Origin of the sequence: Micromonospora reichwaldensis, assembly GCF_031845925.1 — a bacterium.
Lineage (GTDB): Bacteria > Actinomycetota > Actinomycetes > Mycobacteriales > Micromonosporaceae > Micromonospora > Micromonospora reichwaldensis.
In genome coordinates this window covers 158,167-174,649 of sequence record NZ_JAVRFL010000010.1, presented here as the reverse complement: position 1 = coordinate 174,649, position 16,483 = coordinate 158,167, and the positions used below count along the sequence as shown (strand labels likewise).

The window sequence follows — 16,483 nt, the reverse complement described above, 5'->3', positions numbered from 1 at the left end:
ACCGGTCCGAGCCAGCTCCGCCGCCCCGGACCGCTATGTCCACCGTCACGGCCGCCCGGCCCGCTCGGCGCGCCGAGTGGGCCGGGCGCGCCTACGATCGGGGCATGCCGCGGTACGCCCGAACGGAGCGCGAGGCGCTCGCCGACCTGATGCAGACGCTCGGACCGGACGCGCCGACTGTCAACGAGGGATGGACCACCCGCGACCTCGCCGCCCACCTGGTGCTGCGCGAACGCCGGCCCGACGCCGCCGGCGGCATCCTGCTCCCGCCGCTGCGCGGCTACGCCGAGCGGGTGCGCCTGCGCGTCGCCGCACGCCCCTGGCCACGCCTCCTCGAAGAGGTGCGCCGGCCGCCGGTGTGGAGTCCGGTCAGCAACCCCCTCACCGACGAGCTGGCCAACACGCTGGAGTTCTTCATCCACCACGAGGACGTGCGCCGCGCCCGCCCGGGCTGGCTCCCCCGCGACCTGTCGGCGGGGCTGAACGCGGCGCTCTGGAAGCGGTGCACCGGGCTGGCCCGGCTGGCGCTGCGCCGGTTCCCCGCGGACGTCTTCGTCCAGGCGCCCGGCTACGGGGAGCTTTCCGTCGGCCGGGGCGGCGAACGTGTTCGGGTGGTGGGGGCGCCGGGCGAGCTGGCCCTGTTCCTCAGCGGCCGGCAGCGCGTGTCCCGGGTGCAGGTCGACGGGCCGGCGGCACCGGCCGAGCGACTCCGGGGCGCCAACCTGGGCATGTGACGCACTGCGCGTTAACGGTCACAGCAAAATTCGGAAAAGCGGCTACCCAACGATCGCGACCGATCCCTGCTCCCGTACGCTGTCCCGCGCCGTCCCGCCGTGGGGCGGCGCGACAGGGGGCACCATGCGGACCTTCGCGGTCTCGGCGCTACGGGAACCCCCCTTTCCCGCGCGCCAGCACGACGCCACCGCACGGGTGGCGCGGGAGAGCACCGAGTGGGCGCTCGGCCACGGGCTGATCGCTAACGGGCACCGGCTGCACCGGCTGCGCCGGGCCGACGCCGCCGGGCTGGCCGGGCGGGCCTGCCCGGAGGGCTCGGTGGAGGGGCTGCGACTGCTCACCGACCTGGTCTCCTGGCTGTTCGTGATGGACGACGCCTGCGACGAGGACGGCCTCGGCGACTCCCCCACCCGGCTGGCGCCGACCGTCGCCGCCCTGCTGGACGTGCTGGACGGCCACGGGGGACGGGCCGACGCTCCGGCGACCGAAACCGTGGCCGGGCCGCTCGGCGAGGCGCTGGGCGACCTGTGCCGGCGGGCCCACGCCGCCGGCGGGCCCGTGGCGCTGCTGCGCTTCGTCGGCGAGGTGCGGGAGTATCTGCTGGCGCTGCTCTGGGAGGCGGCGAACCGGGAGCACGGGCGGGCGCCGGGGCTGGCCGAGTACGTCCAGATGCGCCGGCACACCGGAGGGGTCCACCCCAGCTTCACCCTCACGGAGCTGGCCGCCGGGGCGCTGCCGGGCGCGACCCACCGCGCCGAGCCGTCGCTGGTCGCGCTCGACCTGCTCGCCGCCGACCTGGTCTGCTGGTGCAACGACGTCTTCTCGTACGGCAAGGAGCACCTCGCGCAGCCGGACGTGCACAATCTGGTCGCGGTGATCGCCGCGGGGCGGGCGGCCGGCGACGAGTCGTCGGCCCTGCGGGCGGCGGCCGACCGGTTCAACGAGGGTCTCTCGGCGTACCTGGCGACGGAGGCGGCGCTGCTCGCCACCGGCGACGACGGCCTGCGGCCGGCCCTCACCGCGCGGCGCAACTGGATCCGGGCCACCTACGACTGGTCGCTGACGGCGGCCCGCTACGCCTGAGCCGGGCGTCCATCCTCCGAGACGTGGCCCAGCCGTGATCCACAGGGCTAGCCGATGCCCGGGCGCAGGCAATACCCTTCGGTAACGAACGCCGACGTGACCGTGGTCACGTCTCCACCCCCCGAAGGCGGCTACAGCGATGGCTCTCGATGTACCGTACCGTTCCATCCCCGACATGTTCCTCAAGCGCGTGGCGGCGTCCCCCGACCGCGACGCGTTCGCCCACCCGGCCCCCGACGACTCCGGGCCGGTCTGGCTGACCTGGGAGCAGATGGCCCGTCGCGCCAAGGCGGTCGCCGCCGGGCTGCACGGCCTCGGTGTCGGCCTGGAGGATCCGGTCGCGATCCTGGCGAACACCCGGCTCGACTGGGTGATCGCCGACCTCGGCATCATGTGCGCCGGCGGCGCCACCACCACCGTCTACCCCACCACGGAGCCCGACGACGCGACCTACATCATCGCCGACTCCGGCTCGCGGGTGCTGTTCGCCGAGAACCCGGCACAGGCCGCCAAGATCGCCGGGGCGGAGCTGCCGGCGCTGACCCACGTCGTGCTCTTCGACGGCGCCGCCGACCCGGCCGCCGCCGTCCCCCAGCTCACCCTCGCCGAGCTGGAGGAGCAGGGCACCCGCGCGCTGGCCGCAGAGCCCGACCTGATCGACATGCTGGTCGCCGGGATCGGCCCCGAGCACCTGGCCACGCTGATCTACACCTCCGGCACGACCGGGCGCCCGAAGGGCGTCGAGCTGCTGCACGGCGGCTGGTGCTGGGAGGGCGTGGCGCAGGTCGAGGTGGGGCTGCTCCGCGACGACGACCTGCAGTACCTCTGGCTCCCGCTGTCGCACTCGTTCGGCAAGACCCTGCTCTGCGGGGCGATCCACGTGGGTCTGCCGACGTACGTCGACGGCCGGGTCGACAAGCTGGTCGAGCTGCTCTCGGTGATCCGGCCGACGCTGATGTGCGGCGCGCCCCGGGTCTTCGAGAAGGTCTACAACAAGGCGGTGACCACCGCGCAGGCCGGCGGCGGCGCGAAGGCGAAGATCTTCGGCTGGGGCGTCCGGGTCGGCAAGGAGAAGGTCGCCCTGGAGCAGGCCGGCCGGCCGCTCCCGACGGGGCTGAAGCTGAAGTACGCGGTGGCCGAGAAGCTGGTGTTCAGCAAGCTCCAGGCCCGCCTCGGCGGCCGGATCCGGGTGCTCGTCTCCGGCGCCGCCCCGCTCAGCCCGGAGATCGCCACCTTCTTCGCCGCGGCGAACCTGCCGATCTCCGAGGGCTACGGCCTCACCGAGACCAGCGCCGGCAACTTCGTCAACCCGCCGGACGGGCTGCGGATCGGCACCGTCGGCAAGGCGATGGGCGACCTGGAGTGCCGGATCGACACCGACGGCGAGATCCTGGTGCGCGGCCGGCCGGTGATGCGCGGCTACCACAACCTGCCCGAGGAGACCGCCGCCGCGTTCACCGAGGACGGTTTCTTCCGCACCGGTGACATCGGCACCCTGGACTCCGACGGCTACCTGAGGATCACCGACCGGAAGAAGGACCTGGTCAAGACCTCCGGCGGCAAGTACATCGCGCCCTCGCACATCGAGGGGATGTTCAAGGCGACCTGCCCGTACACCTCGCAGGCGGTGGTGATCGGCCAGGCCCGCAACTACTGCACGATGCTGGTCACGCTGGACCCGGAGGCGATCAAGGGCTGGGCCGCCGGCACCCCCCTGGAGGGCCGCGACTACACGGAGATCGTCACCTCGCCGGAGGCGAAGGCCATGGTCGAGGGGTACGTGGCCGAGCTCAACGCCAAGCTCAACCGCTGGGAGACGATCAAGAAGGTCGCCATCCTGCCGCGCGACCTGACCATCGAGGACGGCGAGATCACCCCGTCGCTCAAGATCAAGCGCCGCGGCGTGGAGAGCAACTTCGCCGGCGAGATCGAGAAGATGTACGCGGGCACGCTGGCCGAGCTCTGAGCCCGCGACGTCGGCGGCCCCACGTTCCGTACGGGGTCGCCGACGTCGGACGGGCGGGGCGCCGACTCACAGGTGGTGGCCCCGCCACCGCGTCTGCTCGACCTCGGAGGCGAGCTGTTCCTCCAGCGCCACCTGCCGCACGCGCCGCCGCCGCGGGGCGTCGACGACCGTCTGCACCGCGACCGTCAGCACGGCGGCCACCGCCAGCATGGCCAGGGCGACCAGTTCCGGCAGTCGCCCGGCCACCGGGGTCAGCGCGACGAGCAGCAGGACCCCGCAGATCGACGGCCAGCGCGCCGCGCCCAGCATCCGGCTGCCGAGCAGGATCAGCGTGAGCAGGTAGAGCGCGACCCCGCCGTAGAGGGCCAGCATGTCGAAGCCGGGCAGCGGCACCCCCCACTGCGGGGTCGCCGGGTCGGCGCCCTCGTGGATCAGCCCCTTGAGGCCCAGGGCGAAGAGGATCACGCCGGTGATCAGCGGCAGGTGCAGGTAGGTGTACACGTCCCGGGCCAGCCCGGCGCGGGTGCGCCGCTCCCGGGTGCGGTGCAGCACCTGCTCCATGGCCAGGGCGAGGGTGTCGAAGTACGCCCACCACAGCGCCGCGACCACCGCGATGCCAAGGAGAGCCGCGACGATCACCGGCCAGGTCAGCGGCAGGGCGGCGGTGGTGCCGGGCCCGATCCCCAACGCGATGATCGACTCGCCGAGCGCCACCATGATGATCAGCGCGTGCCGTTCCGCCCAGTGTCCCGCCGAGAGCACCGTCCAGCCCGCGCGGTGCTGGGCCAGGCCGGAACCGTACTCGACGCCGAGCGCGGCGAGCCACAGCACCAGCCGCAGCATCATCTCGGCGCGGCCGTCGAGGAGGCGCTGCGGCACCAGCGCGGCGGTCAGGATGAAGCCCGTCGCCAGCAGGAACGGCAGGGCCAGCACGGGCATCCGCCGGCGCACCTCCCGGTCGGCGCGTACGGCCCAGAGGAAGACCGTCACCTGGGTCGCGCGGACCAGGAAGTAGCAGACGGCGAAGACCACCGGGCCGGGCAGCCCGCCGGGGCGGTCGACGAACGCCTTCGGCAGGCTCAGCGCGAGCACGAACACGGCGGCGGAGACGGCGAAGCCGACCAGCGGCGCGAGCCCCTGGTCGGTGCGGACCACGTTGCCCAGCGCGGCGAAGCCGCTCCAGCACCACCAGAGCAGGGCGAGCACCACCAGGAGCTGGACCAGTCCGCGCGGGGTCGGGTTGCTGGCCGTCACCGTCGTCACGTTGAGGAAGGCGAAGACGAAGACGAGGTCGTAGAAGAGTTCGAGCCGGGTGGTGCGGGAGCCCGGGGCGTTCGGCAGGATCCCCCGCGGCCACCGTATCCCCCGCCCGTCCCCCACCTGCGCAGTCTCCCAGCCGCGGGGCGGGGCGCAGGCGCGATTGACCGACCCGGCGGCCCGTTCCGGCCGGCACGCCGGCCCGGCCCTCAGGCGATGACCGCCGGCTCCCGCCACTGCGACCGGCCGCCCCGGTCCAGGTCGTACCGGACGGCGGCGATGCGGCCGACCGCCTCGGCCAGGTCGGCGGCCGGCAGGGTGAACGGCAGCCGCAGGAAGCGCTCCAACGTGCCGTCCAGGCCGAACCGGGGACCGGGCGCCAGGCGTACGCCGACCTCCTCGGCGGCCCGGGCCAGCGCGCTGGAGATCGGCCCGTCGAGTTCGGCCCAGAGGGTCACCCCGCCGTGCGGGACGGTGACCCGCCACTCGGGCAGGCGCTGCGCGAGCGCCGCCAGCAGGGCGTCGCGCTGGGCGGTGAGCTGGGCCTGGCGCGCGGCGACGATGGCCGGCGCGTCGGCGAGCAGGTGGACCGCGACCAGCTGGTCCAGGACCGGGCTGGCCATGTCGACGCCGACCCGGGCGGCGGCGAGCCGCTGCACCTGCGGGGCGGAGGCGCGCACCCAGCCGATCCGCAGGCCGCCCCAGAAGGGCTTGCTCATCCCGCCGATGGTGATCACCCGGGAGTGCCGGTCGAAGCTGGCGGTGGGCGGGGGCAGCACCGTCCCGTCCAGTGGCAGGTCCACGAAGGACTCGTCGACGACCAGGTCGGTGCCGACGGCGTGCGCGGTGGCCACCACCCGCTCGCGCAGCGCGGCCGACATCAGGTGGCCGGTCGGGTTCTGGAAGTCCGGGATCAGGTACGCCAGCTTGGGCCGGGCCTGCCGGAGGGCGCCGAGCAGCAGGTCGGCGTCCCACCCGGGCTCCTCGACGGCCAGGCCGTGGGTGGTGATCCGGGCCCGGCGGGCGGCCAGCGCGGCCAGCGCGTTCGGATAGCTGGGCGCCTCGACCAGCACGTTGCCGCCGGGGGCGAGGGCCAGCCGGAGCACCAGGTCGAGGGCGTGCTGGGTGCCGTTGGTGACCATGATCTGGTCGGGCGAGGTGGGCAGACCCCGCTCGGTGTACGCGCGGGCCACCGCCTCGCGCAGCTCGATGATCCCGGTCGGGTGGTAGCCGGCGCCGCCCAGGTAGCGGGGCAGGTCCTCGGCCGCCGCGCGGGCGGCCGGCAGCAGCTCGGGCGGCGCGGCGAGCGCGGCGACCCCGAGGTCGATCATGTCGCGGTCGTCCAGCGGGGTCCAGAGCCCGGTGCTCGCCACCCGGTGGGTGCCCGGGAGCATCGTCCAGCTGCCCGCACCCCGCCGGCTGGCGAGGTGCCCGCTCTCCCGCAGCTCCCGGTACGCGGCCGTGACCGTGGTCCGGCTGATCTTCAGCGCCTCGGCCAGCTCCCGCTCGGCGGGCAGCCGCACGCCCAGCGGCAGCCGGCCGTCGGCGAGCAGGCCGCGTACGGCACCGGCCAGGGCGGCGTAGTCGGGGCTGCGCCGGCGGCCGGGAAGCGCATGCCACTGACCGAGGAGCCGGGCCAATTGGACACCCCGAACCTGACTCGTCATGGCCACTCCTCCCGGATTGGCTCTTACGCTGCGCCAATTGGCCTTTAGCGTGGCATGGGTGACACCGATTGGCAATCTCCGACATCGTCCCGCGCGGCGGCTCAGCCAGCTCTACGCGGGCCTCGTCCTCTACGGCGTCAGCATGGCCCTGATGATCAACTCGGAGCTGGGCCTGGACCCGTGGAACGTGTTCCACCAGGGCCTGTCCGAGCTGACCGGCCTCTCCATCGGCACCGTCACCATCGCGGTGGGCGTGCTGGTGCTGCTGCTCTGGATACCGCTGCGCCAGCGCCCCGGCCTCGGCACGGTCAGCAACGCGCTGGTGGTCGGGCTGGTGGTCGACGCGACACTCGCGCTGATGCCGGCCGGCGGGTCGCTGGGCGTACGGGCCGGGATGCTGGTCGCCGGCATCGTGGCCAACGGGGCGGCGACGGGTCTCTACCTCGGCGCCCGCCTCGGACCCGGCCCCCGCGACGGCCTGATGACCGGCTACGTCGCCCGCCGGCCCGGCCGCTCGATCCGGCTCGTCCGCACCGTCATCGAGGTCACGGTGCTGGCGCTGGGCTGGCTGCTCGGCGGGACGGTGGGCGTCGGCACGATCGCCTACGCGCTGGGCATCGGCCCGCTGACCCAGGTCTTCCTGCCGCTGTTCACGGTCCCCGGGCCGCAGGACCCCGCCCCGGGCCCGGTCGCGCCGCTCCCCGCCACCTGACCCGACCCGGACGCCGGGTGTTCCCTTCGGACGCCACGCCCGGCAGAATCCTCGCATGGGGGAGAACGGATGGCGCTGGACCGATGCCTGGATCTTCGTCTCGGTGGTGATCGCCAGCGGTGCGGGACGGCACCGCCGCGCGGCGGCCAGCCGCCGCCCCGAGGGCGTACGCCTCGCCGACGTGCTCTCCACCGCCGACCATCTCAACCAGGCGATCCCCGAGCGACACGAGGTGGAGGCGGCGGTCCGTCGCCTCGTCGGGGCCGGGCTGGTCAGCGTCACCGACGGCTGGTTCCGGATCACCTCCGACGGTGAGCGCCTCTGGCGCACCAGGCCGAATGCCGGGCTGGCCACCACGGTGGACACCGTGCAGGGCGTCCTGGTCCGGCGACACGCCCCGGGCAGCGCCGACTGGCAGCTGGACGAGGCCGACCACGCCGCCGCCGTGCAGGAGTACGTGGTGCGCTCGATCCCGGCGCCCCGGCGCTCCCCCGAGAACCGTTCCCGCCGCGACTGAGCGGGCGCCGACGGATCGCGCGGGTCGAAGGGACCGGGCGGATCACGCGGGTCGAAGGGACCGGGCGGATCGCGCGGGGGCGGTCAGCGGACGGGGTGCCCGGCCCCGCGCAGCGCGTCCTTGACCTCGGCGACGGTCAGCTCGCCGAAGTGGAAGACGCTGGCGGCGAGCACCGCGTCGGCGCCGGCGCCGATCGCCGGCGCGAAGTGCGCCACCTCGCCCGCGCCGCCGCTGGCCACCACCGGCACGTCCACCACCCGGCGCACCGCGCCGATGAGTTCGAGGTCGAAGCCGGCCTTGGTGCCGTCGGCGTCCATCGAGTTCAGCAGGATCTCGCCCGCGCCCAGCTCGGCGCCGCGCCGGGCCCATTCGACCGCGTCCAGTCCGGTGCCGCGCCGACCGCCGTGGGTGGTCACCTCGAAACCGCTGGGCGTGCCGCCGCCGGGCGCGCGCCGCACGTCGAGCGAGAGCACCAGCACCTGCCGGCCGAAGCGGTCGGCGATCTCGGCGATCAGCTCGGGGCGGGCGATCGCGGCGGTGTTCACCCCGACCTTGTCCGCGCCGGCGCGCAGCAGGGTGTCGACGTCGGCGACCTGCCGGACGCCACCGCCGACGGTCAGCGGGATGAAGACCGACTCCGCCGTGCGGCGGACCACGTCGAGCATGGTGCCCCGGTCGCTGGAGGAGGCGGTGACGTCGAGGAAGGTCAGCTCGTCCGCGCCGGCCCGGTCGTACGCCGCCGCCAGTTCCACCGGGTCGCCAGCGTCGCGCAGGTCGAGGAAGTTGACTCCCTTGACCACCCGACCGGCGTCCACGTCGAGACACGGGATGACCCGCACCGCCACCGTCATGCCGCGAGCCTATCCCTCCCGGCACCGGCGGTGACCGACCTGTGAGGCCGACCACCGCCGTCGCGGCACGCCGCCACGCTCCCCCGGGGGTTAGGAAGGGGCCCTTCCTCTACCGCAGGCGTTAGGAAGGTGCCCTTCCTTACACGCGGACGAGCATCTTGCCCAGGTTCTCGCCGCGCAGCAGGCCGAGGAACGCCTCCGGGGCGTTCTCGATGCCGTCGACGACCGTCTCGTCGTACGAGACCCTGCCGTCGCGCAGCCAGCCGGCCATCTCGCGCACGAACTCGTCGCGCAGGTGGCCGTGGTCGCCGACCAGGAAGCCACGCAGGGTGAGCCGCTTGCCGATGACCAGCGCCAGGTTGCGCGGCGCGGCCGGGGGCTCGGTGTCGTTGTACTGCGCGATCATGCCGCAGATCGCGGCCCGGCCGTGCACCTTCATCGCGGAGATCGCCGCCTCCAGGTGGTCGCCGCCGACGTTGTCGAAGTAGACGTCGACGCCGTCCGGGGCGGCGGCCTTCAGCGAGTCGCGCACCGGCCCGTCGTGGTAGTCGAACGCGGCGTCGAAGCCGAGCGCGCGCAGCCGCTCGACCTTGGCCGCCGAGCCCGCGCTGCCGACCACGTGCGCCGCGCCCCGCAGCTTGGCGATCTGACCCACCAGGCTGCCCACCGCACCGGCGGCGGCGGAGACGAAGACGGTCTCCCCCGCCTTCATCCCGGCGACGTCCAGCAGCCCGGCGTACGCGGTCAGGCCGGTCATGCCGAGCACGCTCAGGTAGGCGCTGACCGGGGCGAGGTCGGGGTCGACCTTCCGGGCGGCCCGCGCGTCGAGCAGCGCGTACTCGCGCCAGCCGAGGCCGTGCAGCACGGTGTCGCCGGGCTGGAGGCCCTCGGCCTCGCTGGCCACCACCTCGCCGACCGCCCCGCCGTCCAGCGGGGCGTCGAGCGCGAACGGCGGCACGTAGGACCTGACATCGTTCATCCGCCCCCGCATGTACGGGTCGACCGACACGTACCGGTTGCGGACCACGATCTGGCCCGGCCCCGGGGTGGGCACCTCGGTCTCGACGAGCCGGAAGTTGTCCGCGGTCGGCCAGCCCTGCGGGCGGGCGGCCAGGTGGATCTCCCGGTTGCGGGTGCTCACAGCGCCTCGCGCACGGTGAGGGTGACCTCGACGTTGCCGCGGGTGGCGTTCGAGTACGGGCAGACCTGGTGGGCCTGCTCGACGACCTGCTCGGCGGCGGCCCGCTCGACGGCCGGGAGGTCGACCAGAAGGGTGACGGCCAGCCCGAAGCCGCCGCTGCCGTTGGCGCCGATGCCGACCTCGGCCTCGACGACCGAGCCGGAGACGTCGACCTTCGCCTTGCGGGCGACCAGGCGCAGCGCCGAGTGGAAGCAGGCGGCGTAGCCGGCCGCGAAGAGCTGCTCGGGGTTGGCGGCGCCGCCGGCGCCACCCATCTCCTTCGGCACGGCCAGGTCGAGCTCGACGGTGCCGTCGGAGGTGCGGACGTGGCCGTCCCGACCGTCCCCGGTGGCCCGGGCGGACGCGGTGTAGAGCACCTGCATGGTGGTCACTGCTCCTTCTGTCGGTGGATCGTCTCGGTGACCCGGGTGAGGGTGTCGCGCAGGGCGACCAGCTCCGCCTCGGTGAGGCCCGTGGCGCGGGCGACCCGCAGCGGCACCTCGTCCATCCGGTGCCGCAGGGCCCGCCCGTCGCCGGTCAGGCCCACCTCCACCCGCCGCTCGTCGCGCGCCGACCGGGTCCGGACGACCAGCCCCGCCCCCTCCAGCCGCTTGAGCAGCGGGGAGAGCGTGCCGGAGTCCAGTCGCAGGGCGGCGCCGAGCTCGGAGACCGTGGGTGCGTCGTCGCGTTCCCAGAGCACCAGCAGCACCAGGTACTGCGGGTAGGTCAGGCCGAACTCGTCGAGGACGGGCCGGTAGACGTCGGTGAGGGCGCGCGACGCGGCGTAGAGCGCGAAGCACACCTGCCGGCGCAGCACCAGATGGTCGGTCACGGGGAAACCGTAGCGCGCGATTAGATTGCGCGCAACCGATCAGGGCGCACGGCGGCACGTCGGGCGGCACCGTCTCGGCGCGCTTCCCGGGGGCTCAGCGGTCGCCGAGGTACGCCTCCAACTCCACCTCGACCAGCTGGTCCGGGTCGAGCAGGCCGGCCACCACCACCATGGTGGCCGCCGGGCGGACCGCGCCGAAGACCACGTTGTGCGCCCGGCCCACCTCGTCGGCGTACGTCCGGTCGGTGACGTACATCCGGGTCCGCACCACGTCCCCGGGCTCCGCGCCCACCTCGGCGAGCGCGTCCAGGCCGATCCGCAGGGCCTGCGCGGTCTGCGCCGCCGCGTCCCCGACGTGGGTGACCACGCCGTCCACCGTCGAGGTGCAGCCGGCCGTCCAGGCCAGGTCGCCGGCCCGGACGACCCGGCAGTAGCCGTACACCGGCTCCCAGGGGCCGCCCGAGCCGAGCCGCGTGACGGTCACGCCGCCGCCAGGGTTTCCAGCGCCTGCGCCACGGTGAAGGCGCCCGCGTACAGCGCCTTGCCGGCGATCACGCCCTCCACCCCGATCGGCTCCAGGGTGGCCAGCGCCCGCAGGTCGTCCAGGGTGGAGACCCCGCCCGAGGCGATCACCGGGGCGTCGGTGCGGGCGCAGACCTCGCGCAGCAGGTCCAGGTTCGGCCCGCGCATGGTGCCGTCCTTGGTGATGTCGGTGACGACGTAACGCGCCGCGCCCGCCTTGTCCAGCCGCTCCAGCACCTCGAAGAGGTCGCCGCCGTCGCGCGTCCAGCCCCGGGCGGAGAGGGTACGGCCCCGCACGTCGAGCCCGATCGCCACCCGGTCGCCGTACTCCCCGCACACCCGGTCGCACCAGACCGGGTCCTCCAGGGCGGCGGTGCCGATGTTCACCCGGGCGGCGCCGGTGCCGAGCGCGGCGTGCAGCGACTCGTCGTCGCGGATGCCGCCGGACAGCTCCACCTTCACGTCGAGCTGCCGCACCACCTCGGCCAGCAGGTGCGCGTTGGAGCCCCGGCCGAACGCGGCGTCGAGGTCGACCAGGTGGATCCACTCGGCGCCGTCCCGCTGCCAGGCGAGCGCGGCCTCCAACGGGTCGCCGTACGTCGTCTCGCTGCCGGCGGCTCCCTGCACGAGTCGGACGGCCTGGCCGTCGGCGACGTCCACGGCGGGCAACAGGGTGAGGCTCACGGTATTTCTCCTCGAAGTCAGGTGCGACGGTCCAGGGCGATCACCACGATCGCCGGCAGTACGAGCAGCAACAGCACGACCAGCGCGACGCGCAGCGCCAGGTCGTCGACGAGCGACCAGATCAGGACCATCGCCACCAGGGTCAGCAGCACGATGGCGGCCCGCTCGCCGCGACTGTGCCGGGGCAGCCGGCCCGTCCTCCCCCGACGCAGCGACGGCGTCAACCGGCGGACGAGTGCCCGCCGCCGCGACCGCCGGGCCGCCCGCCGCTCGCGGACGGCCCGTTCCCGGGCGGCCTCGGCCTCCCGGGCCGCCCGGCGCCGGGCCCGCTCCTTGCTCACGGCGTGTCCCGCCGGGGGCGCGGTCGTCCGGGTAGCTGTCGACGCGGGACAGGGCGGCCGGCGGCGGGCCGGAGCGGGCCCGCCGCACCGGGCAGGCGCTCAGTCACCGGTGGGAAGCGTGGCGAGCCAGTTGCGCAGCAGCGCGGCACCGGTGTCGGCGGACTTCTCCGGGTGGAACTGCGCGGCGCAGAGCGGACCCCGCTCCACGGCCGCCACGAAGTCCGTCCCGTGGTGGGCGGTGGTGACCGTGGCGCCGGCCTCCGCCAGCGCACCCGGGTCCCCGACCCCGTACGAGTGCACGAAGTAGAACCGGCTGTCGGCGGGCAGCCCGGCGAAGAGCACCGAACCCGCCGGCGCCGCGACCGTGTTCCAGCCCATGTGCGGCAGCCGGGGGGCGGCCAGCCTGGTCACCCCGCCGGGCAGCAGCCCGAGTCCCTTGGTCACCACCCCGTGCTCGTCGCCGTGCTCGAAGAGCACCTGCATGCCCACGCAGATGCCCAGCACCGGACGGCCGGCGGCGACGCGCTCGGCGATCACCGGGCCGGCGCCCAGGGCCTCGATCCCGGCCATGCAGGCGGCGTACGCGCCCACACCCGGCACCACCAGGCCGTCCGCCCCGGCGGCGGCGGTCAGGTCGTCGGTCACCGTCACGTCCGCGCCGGCGTGGGCCAGGGCCCGCTCGGCCGAGCGCAGGTTGCCCGACCCGTAGTCGAGCACCACCACCCGGCTCACGCGCCCTCCCCCGGCAGCAGCCACAGCACGCCACCGACCGTGGCCAGCGCGGCGAGCAGCGCCGTGACGACCACCGCCCCACGCGGAGCGCCCTGCTTGTGCAGCGACCACGCCCCGCCGACCAGCACGCCGGCCAGGATCAGCAGCAACGTCGGCAGCACCCCACCCATCAGAACCGCCTTCCGTTCGCGACTGCGGGACTCCGCTTCGCTGCGTTCCTCGCGCTCACAGGACCGACCACGTTCGCGACTGCGGTACTCCGCTTCGCTGCGTTCCTCGCGCTCACAGGGCCCCCTTCGTGCTGGGGATCGCGCCCGCCGCACGCGGGTCGACGGCGGTGGCCTCGCGCAGCGCGCGGGAGACCGCCTTGAACTGGGCCTCCACCACGTGGTGGGCGTCCGGGTGGCCGCCGGGGCGGGCCGCCCGCAGCACGTCCACGTGCAGCGTGATCCGGGCCGCCTGGCCGAAGGACTCCCAGATGTGCCGGGTCATGCTGGTCGGGTAGACCGGCCCGATGTACGGCGCCAGCACCGGCTCGTCGTGCACCACGTACGGGCGGCCGGAGAGGTCGACGGCGGCCCGGACGAGGACCTCGTCCATCGGGACGGTGGCCGAGCCGTACCGCCGGATGCCGGCCTTGTCCCCCAGCGCCTGGTCGAACGCGGCGCCCAGGGCGAGCGCGGTGTCCTCCATCGTGTGGTGGGCGTCGATCTCCAGGTCACCCACGGTGCGCACGGTCAGGTCGAAGCCGCCGTGCCGGGCGATCTGGTGCAGCATGTGGTCGTAGAAGCCGACCCCGGTGCCGATCTCGGCCCGGCCCGTGCCGTCGAGGTCGATCTCGACGAGGACCTTCGTCTCCTTGGTGATCCGCTCCACGCGGGCGGTCCGGCTCATTGCTTGCCTTTCGGTCGCGGCTGCGGGGCTCGCAAGCTCACTCCTCGCGCTCCCAGTTGCTTGCCTTTCGGTCGCGGCTGCGGGGCTCGCACGCTCACTGGATCTTCTCCGCGGCGGCGAGGAAGGCGTCGGTCTCGGCGGGGGTGCCGGCGGTGACCCGCAGCCAGCCCGGCAGGCCGACGTCGCGTACCAGCACGCCGGCGTCGAGCAGGGTGCGCCAGGCGGCGGCCTGGTCGCCCCCGACCTCGAACAGCACGAAGTTGGCGTCGCTGTCGGCCACCCGCACCCCCCGCTCGCGCAGCCGCGCCACGATCCGGTCCCGCTGCGCGCAGATCGCGGCCACCGTGTCGAGGAGGGCGTCGCGGTGCGCCAGCGCCGCCCGGGCCGCGGCCTGGGTGAGCGCCGAGAGGTGGTACGGCAGCCGGACCAGCTGCACCGCCGCCACCACCGCCGGGTCGGCCGCCAGGTAGCCCAGCCGGCCGCCGGCGAACCCGAACGCCTTGCTCATCGTGCGGGTCACCACCAACCGCGGGTGCCCGGGCAGCACCGCCAGGGCGCTGACCGTGCCGGGGCGGGCGAACTCGGCGTACGCCTCGTCGACGACCACCATGCCGGGCGCGGCGTCCAGCACCGCGGCGACCACCGCCGGGTCGAGGGCGGTGCCGGTCGGGTTGTTCGGCGAGCAGAGGAAGACCACGTCCGGGGCGTGCTCGCGGACCTGGGCGACCGCCTCGTCGGCGCTCAGCCCGAAGTCGACGCCGCGGCGGGCCGGCACCCACCGGGTGCCGGTGCCGAGGGCCAGCAGCGGGTGCATCGAGTACGCGGGGACGAAGCCGAGCGCGCTGCGCCCCGGGCCGCCGAACGCCTGGAGCAGCTGCTGCTGGATCTCGTTGGAGCCGTTGGCCGCCCACACCTGCTCGACGGTGAGCCCGTGGCCCAGGTAGCCGGCCAGGTCGGCGCGCAGCGCCACGGCGTCGCGGTCCGGGTAGCGGTTGAGGTCACGCAGCTCCGCCGCGAGGGCCTTGCCGATCGCGTCCACCACCGGCTCGGGCACCGGGTAGGAATTCTCGTTGGTGTTCAGCCGCACGGGCACGTCGAGCTGCGGCGCCCCGTACGGCGACAGCCCGCGCAGGTCGTCGCGGATCGGCAGGTCGTCGAGGGTGGTCACGCCAGGCCCTCCGGGAAGCGCACCTGGACGGCCCGGCCGTGCGCCGGCAGGTCCTCGACGCCGGCCAGGGTGACCACGTGCGGGGCCACCTCGCGCAGCGCCTGCTCCGAGTAGTCGATCAGGTGGATGCCGCGCAGGAAGGACTGCACCGACAGCCCGGAGGAGTGCCGGGCACAGCCGCCGGTGGGCAGCACGTGGTTGGAGCCGGCGCAGTAGTCGCCGAGCGACACCGGCGACCAGGCGCCGACGAAGATCGCCCCGGCGTTGCGCACCCGCAGCGCCCATTCGCGGGCGTCCCGGGTCTGGATCTCCAGGTGCTCGGCCGCGTACGCGTCGACCACCCGCAGCCCGGCGTCGAGGTCGTCGACCAGGACGACGCCGCTCTGCTCGCCGGTGAGCGCGGTGGTGACCCGCTCGGCGTGCTTGGTGGCCGGCACCTGCCGGGCCAGCTCCCGCTCCACGGCCTCCACCAGCTCGACCGAGGGGGTCACCAGCACGCTGGCCGCGAGGGGGTCGTGCTCGGCCTGGCTGACCAGGTCGGCCGCGACGTGCGCCGGGTCGGCGGTGTCGTCGGCCAGGATGGCGATCTCGGTCGGGCCGGCCTCGGCGTCGATGCCGACGACGCCGCGCAGCAGCCGCTTGGCGGCGGTGACCCAGATGTTGCCCGGCCCGGTGATCATGTCGACCGGGTCGCAGTGCGCGGCGCCCTCGGCGTCGACCGCCGCGCCGTACGCCAGCATCGCGACCGCCTGGGCGCCGCCGACGGCGTAGACCTCGTCGACGCCCAGCAGGGCGCAGGCGGCGAGCACCCGGGCGTCGGGCAGGCCACCGTTCTCCTTCTGCGGCGGGCTCGCCACCACCAGCGAGCGCACCCCGGCCGCCTGGGCCGGCACCACGTTCATCACCACGGTCGACGGGTACATCGCCAGGCCGCCGGGGACGTAGAGGCCGACCCGGTCGACCGGCACCCAGCGCTCGGTCACCGTGCCGCCCGGCACCACCTGCGTGGTGTGGTCGGTGCGGCGCTGGTCGGCGTGCACCTTGCGGGCCCGGGTGATGGACTCCAGCAGCGCGGCGCGCACCTCGGGAGCGAGGGTGCCCTCCGCCTCGGCGATCGCCTCAACGGGCACCCGCAGCACCTCGGGCGAGACCCCGTCGAAGCGCTCACTGGCCTCCCGGATCGCCGGGTAACCATGCTCCCGGACCGCCTCCACGAGCGGGCGGATCCGCTCGACGGCCACGGAGACGTCGAGTTGGGCACGGGGCAGCAGGCGGCGCGGGTCACGGACGCCGCCGCGCAGGTCGATCCGGTTCAACACCCTTGCGAGTCTAGGCGGCCCGC

The 16,483-nt window shown here is 74.6% G+C and carries 19 protein-coding genes; 5 read left to right on the top strand and 14 right to left on the bottom strand.

The genetic code is table 11. The annotated features are described in order from the left end of the window. Window positions 1-104 precede the first annotated feature (104 nt). From RM555_RS11045 to RM555_RS11035, 3 genes are all read left to right on the top strand, one after another. Complete coding sequence (locus RM555_RS11045; RefSeq protein ID WP_311411647.1) at window positions 105-734, top strand: TIGR03085 family metal-binding protein; 630 nt, start codon at window positions 105-107, stop codon at window positions 732-734. A 124-nt stretch (window positions 735-858) separates the two neighbouring features. Further along, complete coding sequence (locus RM555_RS11040; protein WP_311411646.1) at window positions 859-1,818, top strand: terpene synthase family protein; 960 nt, start codon at window positions 859-861, stop codon at window positions 1,816-1,818. Between the two features lie 139 nt (window positions 1,819-1,957). Then, window positions 1,958-3,784 carry an AMP-dependent synthetase/ligase gene (locus RM555_RS11035; protein ID WP_311411645.1) on the top strand — a complete coding sequence of 609 codons (1,827 nt, stop codon included), beginning with the start codon at window positions 1,958-1,960 and terminating at the stop codon, window positions 3,782-3,784. A 66-nt stretch (window positions 3,785-3,850) separates the two neighbouring features. On the opposite strand, the gene RM555_RS11030 is transcribed toward RM555_RS11035, so the two are convergent. Both RM555_RS11030 and yczR read right to left on the bottom strand, forming a co-directional pair. Beyond that, window positions 3,851-5,164 carry a low temperature requirement protein A gene (locus RM555_RS11030; RefSeq protein ID WP_311411644.1) on the bottom strand — a complete coding sequence of 438 codons (1,314 nt, stop codon included), beginning with the start codon at window positions 5,162-5,164 and terminating at the stop codon, window positions 3,851-3,853. Between the two features lie 86 nt (window positions 5,165-5,250). After that, window positions 5,251-6,708, bottom strand: a complete 1,458-nt coding sequence (yczR, locus tag RM555_RS11025; RefSeq protein WP_311411643.1) for a MocR-like transcription factor YczR — start codon at window positions 6,706-6,708, stop codon at window positions 5,251-5,253. A gap of 58 nt (window positions 6,709-6,766) precedes the next feature. Between yczR and yczE the strand changes: the two genes are divergently transcribed. Together yczE and RM555_RS11015 are read left to right on the top strand one after the other, a co-directional pair. Beyond that, a complete protein-coding gene (yczE, locus tag RM555_RS11020) occupies window positions 6,767-7,420 on the top strand; it encodes a membrane protein YczE (RefSeq protein ID WP_132236350.1) in 654 nt (217 codons plus the stop codon). 55 nt (window positions 7,421-7,475) lie between these two features. Next, complete coding sequence (locus RM555_RS11015) at window positions 7,476-7,937, top strand: hypothetical protein (protein ID WP_311411642.1); 462 nt, start codon at window positions 7,476-7,478, stop codon at window positions 7,935-7,937. An 83-nt stretch (window positions 7,938-8,020) separates the two neighbouring features. Here RM555_RS11015 and hisF read toward each other — a convergent pair whose 3' ends face one another. From hisF to hisD, 12 genes are all read right to left on the bottom strand, one after another. Continuing rightward, window positions 8,021-8,788: an imidazole glycerol phosphate synthase subunit HisF gene (gene hisF / locus RM555_RS11010; protein WP_101411832.1), complete on the bottom strand. Its 768-nt coding sequence runs from the start codon at window positions 8,786-8,788 to the stop codon at window positions 8,021-8,023. 139 nt (window positions 8,789-8,927) lie between these two features. Continuing rightward, window positions 8,928-9,929, bottom strand: coding sequence for an NADP-dependent oxidoreductase (locus RM555_RS11005; RefSeq protein WP_311411641.1), 1,002 nt, complete (start codon window positions 9,927-9,929; stop codon window positions 8,928-8,930). Continuing rightward, window positions 9,926-10,351, bottom strand: coding sequence for an organic hydroperoxide resistance protein (locus RM555_RS11000; RefSeq protein ID WP_311411665.1), 426 nt, complete (start codon window positions 10,349-10,351; stop codon window positions 9,926-9,928). The genes RM555_RS11005 and RM555_RS11000 overlap by 4 nt, the downstream gene beginning before the upstream one ends. A 5-nt stretch (window positions 10,352-10,356) precedes the next feature. Further along, entirely contained in the window at window positions 10,357-10,800 is a 444-nt protein-coding gene (locus RM555_RS10995) for a MarR family winged helix-turn-helix transcriptional regulator (protein WP_151454278.1), read from the bottom strand. A gap of 94 nt (window positions 10,801-10,894) precedes the next feature. Beyond that, complete coding sequence (locus RM555_RS10990; RefSeq protein WP_311411640.1) at window positions 10,895-11,284, bottom strand: RidA family protein; 390 nt, start codon at window positions 11,282-11,284, stop codon at window positions 10,895-10,897. Further along, window positions 11,281-12,006, bottom strand: coding sequence for a bifunctional 1-(5-phosphoribosyl)-5-((5-phosphoribosylamino)methylideneamino)imidazole-4-carboxamide isomerase/phosphoribosylanthranilate isomerase PriA (gene priA, locus RM555_RS10985; RefSeq protein ID WP_151454280.1), 726 nt, complete (start codon window positions 12,004-12,006; stop codon window positions 11,281-11,283). Before priA ends, RM555_RS10990 begins: the two co-directional genes overlap by 4 nt. Window positions 12,007-12,023: 17 nt before the next feature. Further along, entirely contained in the window at window positions 12,024-12,347 is a 324-nt protein-coding gene (locus tag RM555_RS10980) for a hypothetical protein (protein WP_311411639.1), read from the bottom strand. A gap of 99 nt (window positions 12,348-12,446) precedes the next feature. After that, window positions 12,447-13,079, bottom strand: a complete 633-nt coding sequence (hisH, locus tag RM555_RS10975; protein ID WP_311411638.1) for an imidazole glycerol phosphate synthase subunit HisH — start codon at window positions 13,077-13,079, stop codon at window positions 12,447-12,449. Then, on the bottom strand, window positions 13,076-13,249 hold the full coding sequence (locus RM555_RS10970; RefSeq protein WP_165947807.1) for a hypothetical protein: 174 nt from the start codon (window positions 13,247-13,249) through the stop codon (window positions 13,076-13,078). The genes hisH and RM555_RS10970 overlap by 4 nt, the downstream gene beginning before the upstream one ends. Before the next feature lie 112 nt (window positions 13,250-13,361). Further along, window positions 13,362-13,973: an imidazoleglycerol-phosphate dehydratase HisB gene (gene hisB / locus RM555_RS10965; protein ID WP_132236332.1), complete on the bottom strand. Its 612-nt coding sequence runs from the start codon at window positions 13,971-13,973 to the stop codon at window positions 13,362-13,364. A 94-nt stretch (window positions 13,974-14,067) separates the two neighbouring features. Continuing rightward, complete coding sequence (locus RM555_RS10960) at window positions 14,068-15,141, bottom strand: histidinol-phosphate transaminase (protein WP_151454283.1); 1,074 nt, start codon at window positions 15,139-15,141, stop codon at window positions 14,068-14,070. Further along, window positions 15,138-16,460, bottom strand: coding sequence for a histidinol dehydrogenase (hisD, locus tag RM555_RS10955; RefSeq protein ID WP_311411637.1), 1,323 nt, complete (start codon window positions 16,458-16,460; stop codon window positions 15,138-15,140). Before hisD ends, RM555_RS10960 begins: the two co-directional genes overlap by 4 nt. Window positions 16,461-16,483: the final 23 nt, after the last annotated feature.

Excerpts from the sequence above, each read along its gene's own strand:
- RM555_RS11015 (WP_311411642.1), top strand. The coding sequence starts at position 7,476 with ATGGGGGAGAACGGATGGCGCTGGACCGATGCCTGGATCTTCGTCTCG.
- RM555_RS10970 (WP_165947807.1), bottom strand. The coding sequence starts at position 13,249 with ATGGGTGGGGTGCTGCCGACGTTGCTGCTGATCCTGGCCGGCGTGCTG.
- hisF (WP_101411832.1), bottom strand. The coding sequence starts at position 8,788 with ATGACGGTGGCGGTGCGGGTCATCCCGTGTCTCGACGTGGACGCCGGT.
- RM555_RS11035 (WP_311411645.1), top strand. The coding sequence starts at position 1,958 with ATGGCTCTCGATGTACCGTACCGTTCCATCCCCGACATGTTCCTCAAG.
- hisB (WP_132236332.1), bottom strand. The coding sequence starts at position 13,973 with ATGAGCCGGACCGCCCGCGTGGAGCGGATCACCAAGGAGACGAAGGTC.
- RM555_RS11000 (WP_311411665.1), bottom strand. The coding sequence starts at position 10,351 with ATGCAGGTGCTCTACACCGCGTCCGCCCGGGCCACCGGGGACGGTCGG.
- RM555_RS11045 (WP_311411647.1), top strand. The coding sequence starts at position 105 with ATGCCGCGGTACGCCCGAACGGAGCGCGAGGCGCTCGCCGACCTGATG.
- yczR (WP_311411643.1), bottom strand. The coding sequence starts at position 6,708 with ATGACGAGTCAGGTTCGGGGTGTCCAATTGGCCCGGCTCCTCGGTCAG.
- RM555_RS11040 (WP_311411646.1), top strand. The coding sequence starts at position 859 with ATGCGGACCTTCGCGGTCTCGGCGCTACGGGAACCCCCCTTTCCCGCG.